Origin of the sequence: Bradyrhizobium oligotrophicum (assembly GCF_051168495.1) — a bacterium.
Taxonomy (GTDB): domain Bacteria; phylum Pseudomonadota; class Alphaproteobacteria; order Rhizobiales; family Xanthobacteraceae; genus Bradyrhizobium; species Bradyrhizobium oligotrophicum_A.
Map to the genome: position 1 here is coordinate 260,690 of NZ_JBNPVB010000008.1, position 13,032 is coordinate 273,721.

6 protein-coding genes are annotated in these 13,032 nt (G+C 67.6%); 4 read left to right on the plus strand and 2 right to left on the minus strand.

Annotated features, from left to right (window positions below; genetic code table 11):
• The first annotated feature begins 10 nt into the window (after positions 1-10).
• The 3 genes from ACQR1B_RS17870 to ACQR1B_RS17880 all read left to right on the plus strand — a co-directional run bounded on the left by ACQR1B_RS17870 (position 11) and on the right by ACQR1B_RS17880 (position 3,310).
• Positions 11-1,285, plus strand: a complete 1,275-nt coding sequence (locus ACQR1B_RS17870; protein ID WP_434834657.1) for a nucleotide disphospho-sugar-binding domain-containing protein — start codon at positions 11-13, stop codon at positions 1,283-1,285.
• On the plus strand, positions 1,282-2,286 hold the full coding sequence (locus ACQR1B_RS17875) for an NAD-dependent epimerase/dehydratase family protein (RefSeq protein WP_434834658.1): 1,005 nt from the start codon (positions 1,282-1,284) through the stop codon (positions 2,284-2,286). The genes ACQR1B_RS17870 and ACQR1B_RS17875 overlap by 4 nt, the downstream gene beginning before the upstream one ends.
• A 100-nt stretch (positions 2,287-2,386) precedes the next feature.
• The gene (locus tag ACQR1B_RS17880) at positions 2,387-3,310 is read left to right on the plus strand and encodes a cupin-like domain-containing protein (RefSeq protein ID WP_434834659.1); all 924 of its coding nucleotides are present in this window, start codon (positions 2,387-2,389) and stop codon (positions 3,308-3,310) included.
• A gap of 27 nt (positions 3,311-3,337) precedes the next feature.
• Here ACQR1B_RS17880 and ACQR1B_RS17885 read toward each other — a convergent pair whose 3' ends face one another.
• Both ACQR1B_RS17885 and ACQR1B_RS17890 read right to left on the minus strand, forming a co-directional pair.
• Entirely contained in the window at positions 3,338-10,777 is a 7,440-nt protein-coding gene (locus ACQR1B_RS17885) for an amino acid adenylation domain-containing protein (RefSeq protein ID WP_434834660.1), read from the minus strand.
• Positions 10,777-11,538 (minus strand): SDR family NAD(P)-dependent oxidoreductase, encoded by a 762-nt coding sequence (locus tag ACQR1B_RS17890; RefSeq protein WP_434834661.1) that lies wholly within the window; start codon positions 11,536-11,538, stop codon positions 10,777-10,779. Before ACQR1B_RS17890 ends, ACQR1B_RS17885 begins: the two co-directional genes overlap by 1 nt.
• A 180-nt stretch (positions 11,539-11,718) precedes the next feature.
• Between ACQR1B_RS17890 and ACQR1B_RS17895 the strand changes: the two genes are divergently transcribed.
• The gene (locus tag ACQR1B_RS17895) at positions 11,719-13,017 is read left to right on the plus strand and encodes a cytochrome P450 (RefSeq protein WP_434834662.1); all 1,299 of its coding nucleotides are present in this window, start codon (positions 11,719-11,721) and stop codon (positions 13,015-13,017) included.
• Positions 13,018-13,032: the final 15 nt, after the last annotated feature.

Here is a 13,032-nt window from a genome sequence, read left to right on the forward strand (position 1 = left end):
CCGGACAGTCATGGCCAAGGGCGTCTTCTTGAACGTTTGCGGCGGCGGCCACGTCATCGCCACCTACGGCATGGTGGCCGAGCTGGTGCGGCGCGGCGACGAGATCGTCTATTTCGAGACCGAGCGCTACCGGACCGAGATCGCGGCGCTCGGCGCGACGTTCCAGGCCTATCCGGATGTGCCAGGTCCCTATCACGGCCCGATGGCGGGCTGGCGCTTCCACCACGAGCTCGACCTGCCGACGGCAATGTGCTGGTGGACCCTGGCCTGGTATCCGGAGCTGCTGGATCGGGTCACCGCCGAGCGGCCGGACTACATCGTCCACGATTCGCTCTGCCTGTGGGGCAAGATGATCGCAGCGCGGCTCGGGATCCCAGCGATCACTTCGGTGCATACGCCCGCTTTGAGCTGGCGGCTGCAACTGTCCTGCTCGACGTTCTGGCGCGACCTCCCGCAGATGGTGATGCACGGGACGCGGCCGTATTTCGGGTTTCGCAAGCTCGCCCGCGAGCTTGCGCGCCGGCACGGCACCGTGGTCTCGGCGATCGAGACCTACACCAACCCGCAGCCGGTCAACATCTGCCATACGCCGCGCGAGCTGCAGCCGCACGATCATCTGTTCGACGCGAGCTACCATTTCGTCGGCTCGGTGCACCATCGGCCGAGCCAGGAGATTCCGGGCTTCGACATGAGCCGGCTGGACGATGACATCATCTATATCGGCTTCGGCACCATCTGCGATCCCGGGCCGGAGTTCTTCCGCACCTGCCTGTCGGCCTTCGCCGATATCGGGCTTCAGGTGGTGATGCTGCTCTCCGCCAGCACCACGCCGGAGGATCTCGGCGAGGTCCCCGGCAATTTCATCGTCTGGAGCATCGATCGCGACGGCCTGCTGCCCCAGCTCGACATCCTGCCGCGCGCCAAACTGTTCGTCATGAACGGCGGCATGGGCGGCGCCCGCGAAGGCTCGTGGTTCGGCATTCCGTTGCTGGCGATCCCGACCACTTTCGAGACCGACATCATTTCGATCCGGATCGAGCGCCAGGGCGCAGGCCTGCGCCGCAGCGTCGATGCGCCGGCGGCCGAGCTGCGCGCGGCAGCCCAGCGCCTGCTCGCCGATCCAAGCTTCGCGCGCCACAGCGCCCGGATCGGCGACGCCTGCCGCCGGGCCGGCGGAGCTGTGCGCGCCGCCGATCTCATCCAGGCCCACGTCGCGCAGAGCCGCGCCACCCAGACCCACGTCGCGGGGGCGCTTCCCCGCCGAATGGCAAGCAGTCACCCATGAAGATCTTCATCAGCGGCATCGCCGGCTTTCTCGGCAGTCATCTTGCGGACTATTTCCTGCAGCTCGGGCACGAGGTCTGCGGCAACGATTCGCTGATCGGCGGCTATCTCGAGAACGTGCCGGACGAGGCCGAATTCCATCAGATCGACTGCGGCTATCTGAACTCCATGGTCAAGCTGACCAAAGGCTGCGACATCATCATCCATGCCGCCTGCACGGCCTATGAGGGGCTGTCGGTGTTCTCGCCGCATCTGGTGACGCAGAACACGTTCCAGATCACCTCGACGATGCTGAGCGCGGCGATCCAGAACAACGTCAAGCGGTTCGTCTACTGCTCGAGCATGGCGCGCTACGGCACCCAGGACACGCTGCCGTTCACCGAGGACATGGTGTGCCGGCCGCAGGATCCCTACGGCATCGCCAAATACGCCGCCGAGATGCTGGTCGCTACGCTGTGCCGAACTCATGGACTGGAATACGTGATCTGCGTCCCGCACAACATCATCGGCGCCCGGCAGAAGTTCAACGACCCCTATCGCAACGTCGCCGCCATCATGACCAATTTGATGCTGCAGAAGCGGCAGCCGATCATCTATGGCGACGGCACCCAGAAGCGCTGCTTCTCCTTCGTCCAGGATTGCGTCTACTGCATCGGGCAGGCGGCGCTGCGCGACGATGTCGTCGGCGAGACCTTCAACATCGGCCCCGACAACGAGTTCATCTCGATCAACGAGCTGGCCGCGCTGCTGGCCGACATTCTCGATTTCGACCTCGACCCGATCTATCTGCCGGACCGGCCGCAGGAGGTACGCTTCGCCACCTGCTCGGCCGACAAGGCGCGGCGCAAGCTCGGCTACAAGACCAACGTCACCTTGCGCGAGGGACTGACGGATCTCGCCGACTACATCCGCCGCCTCGGTCCGCGCAAATTCCGCTATCATCTCGATGTCGAGATCGTCAGCGACAAGACGCCGCGATCCTGGACCGATCGCATGTTCTAGGTGAAGCACCGCCCGCATTTCGGGGACCGTGCTCGGGAGTCGGCGCCACGACGATATCGACAGTCATCCAGTCCATCGACTGGTCAAGGGAGGTCTCGCGATGCTGCAACGAGTCGAAGGGACGACACACCTCTCTTATCCCGACATACCGCGTGTCCGCGGCGCCGATATCGGACCTGCGCTCGCTCAGCATCGCGCAGAGCGGCGCCCGCTGATCCTGGAGGGCGCCGGTGCCGATTGGCGCGCCGTCAAGCTGTGGTCGCCGGCCTATCTCGCCGAGATCGCCGGCGACGTCGAGGTCAGGCCCAGCGTCGGCCTGCCGGATACCGAGGTGCCCTACACGCTGCACGACAAGGACTACCGCCGCACGATGACGGTGCGCGCATTCGTCGAGCTGATGCGCAGCGGCGACCGCTGCTACATCGACCAGATCCCGGTCGACCGGCTGCCGGGTCTCGCGCAGGATTACGACTTCGACGGCCTTGCGTCCGACATCAAGGCGGTGATCATCTGGATCGGCGCGAACACGCGCTCGGGCCTGCACTACGACTATGTCGACAACCTGTTCGCCCAGGTGCATGGCACCAAGCGCGTGCTGATGGCGGCGCCCGAGGAGGCCTACAATCTCCACCTCTTCCCGGACTGCCACACCAAGAGCCAGGTCGCGCCGGAGCATCCCGACCTCGCGGCGCATCCGCGCTTCGCGCGCGCGGCGATGCTGCAGGGCCTGCTCGAGCCGGGCGACATCCTGTTCCTGCCGCGCGCCTGGTGGCACTATTTCGCCTCGTCCGAGAGCTCGATATCGCTGTCATGCTGGCATGGCGAGCCGCTCGGGCCGCGCTACGACGTCGAGGTGATGATGCGTATGCGCAGCCCGACGGCCTGGGCCTTGCTGGCGCGCGACTTCGTCTGGCACGGATTTTTCGCCCGTCCGCGCCCGAACCGGCTGTACAGCCCGCCGTCGACCGGACAGATGCTGTACCATCTGGTCTCGACCAGCCTCGCCCGACCCAAGCAGCATTGATACCGACGCGGCGAAAGCCGGTCTGCCTTATGCCTCGTCCTGCGCGGGTGCACGCGTTGTCGGCCCCACGCTGCACGACTGCAGGATCAGGCGCGCGAGCACGCCCGCATGGTCGGCGCCGAGCAGCGACATGTGCTCCCCCGGCACCGGCACGACATGGGTCCTGCCCTCAGTGAGTGTGCTCCATCCGAGCATCGGATCCTGCGGATGGGCCGCCCCCAGCGCCTGCGTCGCGAACACGTGGATGTCGGCCCGGCACGGCCTCGGCGAGAACGCGGCAATCGCGCGCATGTTGGCCTTGTAGACGTTCAACAGCCCGCTCACTTCGGCCGCGTCAGCATTGGCCGGCAGCAGCCGACGCTCCTTCATGCGGTTGACGACGAGATCGGTGCGCGCCTCGGCGGTCAGCTCGCGCAACGCGTCGGACGAGATCTCCAGCGCACGGCCGTGGAAGAGCTCGATCTGCCGCACGAGCTGAGCCAGCACCTCGTGCTCCTCCTCGTCCAGGATCATCGTCCAGCTCAGGTCGGCCTCGATCCCGGGAACGTCGATCACGCCGAGAAAGTCCACCTCCAGCCCCGCCTCGCTGAATTGGCGCGCCATCTCCTGCGCCACACGCCCACCCAGCGAGTGCCCGGCGAGTCTGTAGGGACCGCGCGGCTGCATCGCCCTGATCGCATCGACGTAATGGGCCGCCATGTCCTCGATGCGCGTCAACGGCTGCGCGCGGCCGTCCAGCCCGACGGCCTGCAGGCCGAACAGCGACAGTCCGGTCGTCCCGAAGTGTCGCGCAAGCGGCAGATAGGACATCACGTTGCCGCCGGCCTGATGCACCAGGAACAGCGGCCGCCCGGCACCGGCCGACGACAAGGGCACCAGCACAGCGGCGCGTTGCTGGCCGGATGCCGCTGTCCCGACGCCAGTGTCCTGCGTAGCTGAGCTCATCAGCTCGGCCAGCCGTGCAACGGTGCCGCTCGAAAACAACGCGGCGAGCGGCACGTCGCGGCCGAGCCTGCGGCGGATTTCGGCGATCAATTCGATGGCGAGCAGAGAGTGACCGCCGAGCTCGAAGAAGTCGTCGTCGATGCCGATGGGATCGGTGCCCAGCACGTCTTCCCAGGCGCGCACCAGCTGCAGCTCGAGGTGATTGCGCGGCGCCGCGAGATCGTCGCGGCGCGGCAATCGTGATGAGACCTCGAGTGCGGCGAGGTCGACCTTGCCGCCGGCCGCCCGCGGCAACTGATCGTGCCAGACGAACGTCGCAGGCACGAGATGCGCCGGCACCCGTTCCGCCAGCCAGCGACGCAGGCCGGACTCCGCACCATCTTGTCCCGGCCTTGCAACGACATGAGCGACCAGTTGCAGACGGTCGCGAGCATCGCGCGTGGTCGTCACCGCCACCTCGCGCACCCAGTCCGATTGCAGGATCCGCGCCTCGACCTCGCCGGGCTCGACGCGGAAGCCGCGCACCTTGATCTGGCGATCGATGCGGCCGAGCAGGCTGATCTCGCCGGAGGCCGTGAAGCGCGCGCGGTCGCCGCTGCGATAGCAGCGCGCGCCTGCGATGTCGGGTTGCGGATCGGGTACGAAGCTCTCGGCGGTCCGGGCCGGCCGGCCTGCATAACCGAGCGCGACGCCCGCGCCGCCGATGCACAGCTCGCCGGCAGCACCGAGCGGCGCCGCATGTCCGGCGGCATCGGCGATCCACACCCGCACGCCCGGGATCGGCACGCCGATCGAGACCTCGGCCGCATCGTCCATCGCCATGCGCGCCGCCGGCCAGATCTTGACCGTGCACCAGACGGTGGCTTCGCTCGGGCCATATTCGTTCGCCAGTTGCGCGTCCGGCAGCGCCTGGCGGTGACGCTCCACCAGCCGCGGCGGACAATCCTCGCCGGCGACGATGACGGTGCGGAGCGTGGCGAGCTCATCGCCCTCCGCCGCATCGAGCAGCGCCAGATACAGCGCGGGCAGCATCAGCGTCTGTGTGACTCGCTCTCTCTGCAGCACGGAGAGCAGCCGGATCGGATCGCGCTCCGCACCTGGCGGCGGCAGCACCAGCGTCCCGCCCGCATAGAGCGAGCCGAAGATGCCGGCCACCGACGAGTCGAACGCGAACGAGGACAACAAGGCGAAGCGCGGCTGCGGCTCGTCGTAGACGGCGGCGCGCGCGGCCGTCGAGGCCGCGAGATTGCTCTGCGACACCATCACGCCCTTCGGCGTGCCGGTCGAACCGGAGGTGTAGATGATGTAGGCCGGACAATCGCAGGACGGCAGATCCGGCGCGGATGAATCATCAGGCATGAGATCGGCGAGAGCCCGCACCGGCGGGCCCGAGTTCATGCGCGCCATCACGTCGTGCAGGCTGTCGCTCGACGCAGCCAGGATCAGGCAGACGCCACTGTCCTCGATGGTGAAGGCGAGACGCTCGACCGGGTAGCCGGGATCGAGCGGCACATAAGCCGCACCGGCCTGCATGATGCCGAGCAGCGCGATGATCATGTCCGGCGAGCGCTCGAAGGCCGCGCCGACGCGGCTGCCAACGGCCACGCCTTCAGCGCGAAGACCCACGCCGGTGCGGCGAACACGCTGCGCCAGCTCGCGATAGGAGAGCACGCCATCGTCCCAGGATAGCGCGGCCGCATCGGGCTGCTTGGCGGCGAGACTGAAGATCTGATCCAGAACACTGACGATGGGAGCTGCCAGCGGCAGACCACGCTCCTGCGCGCGCCGGCGCGACAGCTCGGCCTCGGACTCCAGCTGCAGCTCCGCCAGCCGTGCTTGCTGGTTCTGAATCAGGGCGGCGCAGCCGTGCACGAAGCGCGACGCGAGCAGCTCGACCGTCGATCGCTCCAGCAGGTCGGTGTTGTAGTCGATGACGCAATCGAGCCCGTCGCCTGACGGCGCGACCTGCAAGGTCAGGTCGAATTTGCTCACGCCCGTCGCGATCTCCTCCGGCGCGATCGCCAGGCCCGGCAGCGACAGCGGCGCGCCGGGCAGGTTCTGCAGCACGAGCATGACGCCGAACAGCGGGTGCCGGCCGCGATGGCGCGGCGGCGCCAGCCGCTCGACGATATCCTCGAACGGCAGGTCCTGGTGCGAGAACGCACCGAGCGCCACCTCGCGCACGCGGGCGAGCAGCTGTGCGACGGTGGGATTGCCGCCGGTGTCGATCCGCAGCACCAACGTGTTGACGAAGAACCCGATCAGCTGCTCGACCTCGACGCGGTCGCGACCGGCGACGGGTGCGCCGATCGGCAGATCCACTGCGCCGGACGAGCGATGCAGGACCGCAGCGAGGACCGTCAGCAGCGTCATGAACAGCGTTGCGTCATGCCGGGTCGCGGTCTCCATCATCCCGCGCGCCAGCGCGGGCTCCAGCCTGAAGCGCAGGGTCTCGCCACGGCCGACCGGCTCGGGCTTGCGCGCATGGTCGAGCGGCAGGATTTCGGCGGGCTCCAGATCAGCCAGTTGTCGCAGCCAGTAGTCGCGCTGCTGCGCGAGGCCGCCGCCGGCGAGGCGATCGCGCTGCCAGCAGGCATAGTCGGCATATTGCAGCAGCGGCTCGTCGAGCGGCGACGGACGACCGGCCTGGAATGCAGCATAGAGTTCGCGCAACTCGCGCGTGAGCACACCGAACGACCAGCCATCGGTGACGATGTGATGCATCACGATGAGCAGGCGATGCTCGCGGTCGGACCATCGGAACAGCCAGCCACGCGCCAGCGGCCCGACCGACAGATCGAACCGATGCCGCGCGGCCTTGCGCGCCTCGGCCGCGAACCGCTCGCTCTGTTGCCCGGAGGAGATAGCGGTGAGGTCGACGACTTGGAGATCGAACGCACGCGGCGGCCCGACGACCTGCTCCGGCCCATCGGCGCCACTCCGAAACACCGTGCGCAGGATCTCGTGACGCCTGACGATCTCGTCGAGCGCGCGCTGCAGGGCGGCTTCATCCAAACCGGCCCGTTCGCTGGGGCGCTCCGCAACCGCCTCGAGTCGCAGTCCGAGCACGACGTTGTAGGTCGGGTTGCCCGGCTCGAGCAGGTCGAGAAACCACAGGCGGGTCTGGGCCAGCAGCAACGGCACCGGCCCGTCGCGCCGCGCGCCAGGGACTAACAGCTCTGGAGATTTGGCGGCGTCCGCGACGCGCGCGTCTGTCTTGACATCTTCGATCGTCGATGCGGGAGCAGCAGCCGCGACATCACCCAGCCTTGCCGCAACACCGGCCACCGTCGGCGCCTCGAACAGCGCCCGCACCGGCAGCTCCGCGCCAAGCGTGGCGCGGATGCGGCTGATCAGTCGCGTCGCCAGCAGCGAGTGACCGCCGAGTGCGAAGAAATTTTCGTCGATGCCGACCTGATCGAGCTCCAGCACCTCGGCGAACAGCGCGCAGAGGCGTTGTTCGGCCGCGGTGCGCGGCGGCTGGAGACGGCGCGTCGACAGCTTGGCCGCCGACGGCGCCGGCAAGGCCTTGCGGTCGAGCTTGCCGTTGGGCGTCAGCGGCAAGGTATCCAGCAGCATGATCGCCGAGGGCACCATGTAGTCCGGCAGCCGCGTCGCTGCGTGCGCGCGCAGCGCTGTCGTCAGCGCGTCAGCATCGGCCCGCGCCCCGTCAGTCACGACATAGGCGACGAGCCGCTTTTCACCCGACTGATCCTGGCTCACCAGCACCACGGCCCGGTAGACCACAGGATGCGTCAGCAGCGCTGCTTCGATCTCACCGGGCTCGATGCGGAAGCCGCGCAGCTTGACCTGCTCATCGGCGCGGCCGCGAAATTCGAGACCGCCGTCCGGCAGCCGGCGCGCGACGTCACCGGTCAGATAGAGCCGCCCGCCGGGCTCGAAGGGATCAGGCACCATGCGCTGCGCCGTGAGCGCCGGCCGATGGAGATAGCAGCGCGCCACACCGGCGCCACCGACCGCGACTTCGCCGAGCGCGCCCGGAGGGACCGGCTGCATCGCCTCGTCGAGCAGATGCAGCGTGAGGTCGGATATCGGCATGCCGATGACGCTGCCGAGCCGGCGCGCGACGTCGGCGAGCCGGATGCGCCGGTAGGTCACGTGCACCGTCGTCTCGGTGATGCCGTACATGTTGACGAGCTGCGGATGCTCGTCACCGTGACGATCTATCCACGGCTCCAGCATGTTGAGGTCGAGCGCCTCGCCGCCGAAGATGACCGCGCGCAGCTTCAGCTCGCCTTCGCGGCCGAGCCGCCGGTCGGACTCGATCAACTGGCCGAAGGCGGACGGCGTCTGGTTGAGGATGGTGACGCGGCGACGGCACAGCAGGTCGTAGAACTCGTCCGGCGCGCGCGTCACCTCATAGGGCACGACGATCAGCTTGCCGCCATAGAGCAGCGCTCCCCAGATCTCCCACACCGAGAAGTCGAAGGCGAAGGAGTGGAACAGCGTCCAGACATCACGACGGCCGAAGCCGAACCAGCGATCGGTCGCATCCATCAGCCGGATGACGTTGGCATGCGTGACGACCACGCCCTTCGGCCTACCGGTCGAGCCGGAGGTGTAGATGACATAGGCCGCGTTGTCCGGATGCAGCGAGACGCTGGGCGGCGAGACATGCTCGTCGGGACCCGGCCGGGCCGCATCGTCCATCACGATCAGCGGACGGCCGGACGCCGGCGCGCGCTCGGCCAGCGCGGGGCTGGTGATGATCACGGCAAGGCCGCTGTCCTCGACCACGAAGCTCACGCGGTCCGGCGGATAGGCCGGGTCAAGCGGCACATAGGCGCCGCCCGCCTTGAGCGTCGCGAGAATCGCCACGACCATTTCGAGCGACCGTTCGAACCACAGCCCGACACGCACCTCCGGCCCGACACCCGCGGCAACGAGACGGCCGGCGAGCCTGTTCGCCCAGGCCTCCAGCTCCGCATAGGTCAGCGACGATCCCGGCGATGGCGGCACGCCGCCCCACTCCAGCGCGATCTGCTCCGGGGTCGCGGCGACCTGACGGGTGAAGCGCTGGTGCACGCAGTCTTCGACCGCGATGTGCTGCCGGCGCCCGGCACCGGCCAGCATCTGCTCCTCATGCGCGCTGAGCAGGCGAAGCTGCGCGACCGGCCGCTCCGGATCGGCGGCGATGTCGTCCAGCAAGGTGCACAGCTCGCGCGCCAACTGTTCGATGGTGGCGCGCAGGAACAGGTCGGTGTTGAACGAGACGACGCCGTCGAGCTCGCCGCTCTGACGCTCGTGAAAAAACACTTCGAGATCGAAGCGCGCGGCGCTCTGATTGGCGATGGCCTCGACCACCAGCCCGTCGATGTCGATCCGGGGCTCCGGCGCGTTCAACATCGTCAGCGCGACCTGGAACAGCGGATTGCGGGCCGGATCGCGCTCGGGCTGCAGACGTTCGACCAGCGTCTCATAGGGAACGTCGCCGTGGTCGATGGCGTCGACCATCACCGCGCGGACACGATCGAGCAACTGACCGAACTTGTCCTCGCCCTTGAGCTCGAAGCGAAGCACCAGCATGTTCACCAGGAAGCCGATCAGGCGATGGGTCTGGCGATCGGCGCGCTGCGCGATCGACGTCCCGATCACGATGTCGCGCTGCCGCGTATGGCGCGCGAACAGAACGCCGAACGCTGCCGTCAGCACCATGAACAGCGTCGTGCCGTCGCCGCCCAACTGCCGCAGGCAGCTCGTGGTCGCCGCCGGCAGCGAGAACGGCACGAGGTCTCCGGCGAAAGTCCGCATCCGCGGGCGCGGAAAATCGGTCGGGAACTCCACCAGCGGCAGATCGTGCAGCTGGCTCTCCCAGTAAGCCAGCTGCGTCGCCAGCCCCGCCTGGTCGAGCTGCTCGTGCTGCCAGGCCGCGTAGTCCACATATTGAATGGGAAGTTCGGCGAGCAGCGGAGTCCGCCCGGCCCGGAACGCGCGATAGCTCTCGACGAGCTCGTCCACCAGCACGCCGATCGACCAGCCATCGGCGATGATGTGGTGCACGCAGATCAGAAGAACAGCTGCCGGCACGCCATCGGACGTATCCGGAAGACGCACCAGCCGCACCCGAAACAAGGGGCCGCGCGCGAGATCGAACCGGTGCTGGCTCGCCTCCCAGACCAGCTCGTTCAGCTCATCCGTCCCGACGATTCGGTCGCGCCAATCCTCGCATGCGAGGCGGATCCCGCCGGGCGGCGCGACGCACTGCCATGGCACTCCATCCCGCTCGTGAAAAATCGTCCGCAGCGCCTGCTGCCGCTGAACCAGCAGCTCCACCGCGCGCTGCAGCGCGGACAGGTCAAGCTGTCCCGTCAGCGACAGCGCCGTGGCGATGTTGTAGGCCGCCGAGTCGGGATCCATCCGGGTGAGAAACCACAGCCGCCGCTGCTGCAGCGAGGCCGGCGCCTCGGTCGCTCCGCGCGGGCGCAGCCGTACGGGGGCGGTCTCCGCCAGCCCCTCCTGCTGCAGCAACTCATCGAGGAGATCGAGATCCTGCAGGTCCATCAGAACGTCGCCCCACCGTCGATGTCGATCACGCGGGCCGTGAAATAATCGCACCTGATAATGAATTCGAGCGCGAGCCAGATCTCCTCCGTGGTGCCGACACGGGCGAGCGGGACCTGGGCGAGCAGCCGTTCACGCTGCTCGGGGCTCATCGCCGCCAGCATCGGCGTGTCCGTGAGCCCGGGTGCGATGCCTGCGACGCGGATGCCGTGCGGCGCAAGCTCGAGCGCCCAGGTGCGGGTCAACGCGTCGAGACCCGCTTTCGAGGCCGAGTAGTTGGACTGGCCGGGATTGCCCTTGCTGGTCACCGACGAGACGTTCACGATCAGCCCCGGCCGGGTGCGACGCCGCAGCATCGCGGCCGCCACCTCGCGGGCCATCAGATAGGGACCGGTGAGGTTGGTGTCGATCACCGCCTTCCATTGCGCCGTCGGTAATTTGCGCACCCACTCCTCCTCGGGAGCGACCAGTAATCCGTCGCGCAGAATCCCCGCGCAATTGACCAGCGTATCGAGCCCGTCGAGTCGCGCCAGCGCGTCCTCGACGGCGGCCTTGACCTCGTCCTCGCGCGTCACGTCGGCCTGGGCCGTGAGCAGTCGGCCGGAAGCGCCCTGCGCCTCGCGCGCCAGACTGCGCAACCCCTCGGCATCGACATCCATGGCAACCAGGCTCGCCCCGGACTGCGCAAGCTGCGCTGCGAACTGCCGGCCGACCCCGCTCGCCGCCCCGGTCACGATCGCCCTGACATCGCTGAGCTTCACCGCAGTCCTCCGTCGTCCCGGCGCCGATACTACATCAGGACGCCAGGACGAGCGACCATCAACGCATCAAGGCAGTGGACGGATGCCGTGAGTAACGCAGCTTGAGCACCATGCGGTCTGAACGTACTATGCAGGCCGTATGTCGAGACCGATGAGATTGCCAGCTCAACGAGGGTCCCCATGGCTGAACCACCCGGCCCGCGCGGCCTGGATTTCGTCGCAGCTCTCAACGACTGGCGCAAGAACGGTCTGGTCGGGCTGGAGCATCTGGCACAGCGCTACGGCGATATCGTCTGCGTCAAATTTCCCGGCCGTCGCTTCTACATGCTGAACCATCCGGACTACATCCGACAGGTCCTGATCGACAACAAGGACAACTATCTGAGGTCCGAAGGCAGCCGGCGCGAGCGGCGGTTTTTCGGCAACTCGATGCAGGTGAACAACGGCGACGAGGCGCGCCGCCTGCGCCGGATCATCAGCCCGATGTTTCAGCAATCGCTGATGGCGCGCGATTATTGCGGGGTCGTCGTCGATCTGACGCGCTCGGTCGTGGACAAGTGGACGACGTTTGCGAGCGCCACGCTGATGAATGAGCTGATGGAGGTCGCGCTGAGCGCGAGCGTACGGATTCATTTCGGCACCGCGCCCGGCCCGGAAACAGACGAACTGGCGACGCTGTTCCGGGAGGCCGACGAATTCCGTACCCACGCCGTCTTGCCCGAGTGGGTCCCGACCACCATCAACCGCAAATATCTCCTCGCCGTCGACAGGCTCAATCGCGACGTGTTCGCCCGCATCAAGGCGCGGCGCGCCTCCGGTCCGGTCGGAGCGGATCTGCTGTCGGCTTTCGTATCATTGGAAGAGGGCCTGACCGATGTCGAGATCCGCGATTCGCTGGTGAGCACGACCGCCGCCGGAGCCGACGGCATCGGCATCGCGCTCAACCAGACGATTCGTCAGATCGCGTCGAACCCTACCATCGATGATGCGCTTCACAGCGAAGCGACGAAGGCGCTGGGAGGTCGTCCCGCGCGCTACGAGGACCTCGTCAACCTTCCCTATGCCGAGCAGGTGGTAAAGGAAGCGCTGCGGCTGGTGCCGCCGTCGGGCGCCATGGTGCGGCTCGCAGCCGGCGAGGATGAGATCGGCGGATGGCGGATCAGGCCCGGCTCACGCATCCTGATATCGTCCTGGGTGATGCATCGCGATCCACGATGGTTCGAGGACCCCTACAGCTTCAAGCCGGAGCGATGGACCCCAGCTTTCGAGCGCAGCCTGCCCACCTGCGCCTACCTGCCGTTCGGGCGCGGCCCGCGCACCTGCATCGGCGCTCCCATGGCAACCTTGATCCTGCGCCTGATGCTGGTGACGATCGCGCAGCGACACCGGCCGCGGGCCACGGAGCCCGAACGCAGCATCAAGGTTCGCCCCTTCAACCGGGCCGACGATTACCTGCCGGTCGTGCTCGAAGCGCGATGATGTGCTGCGGCGTTG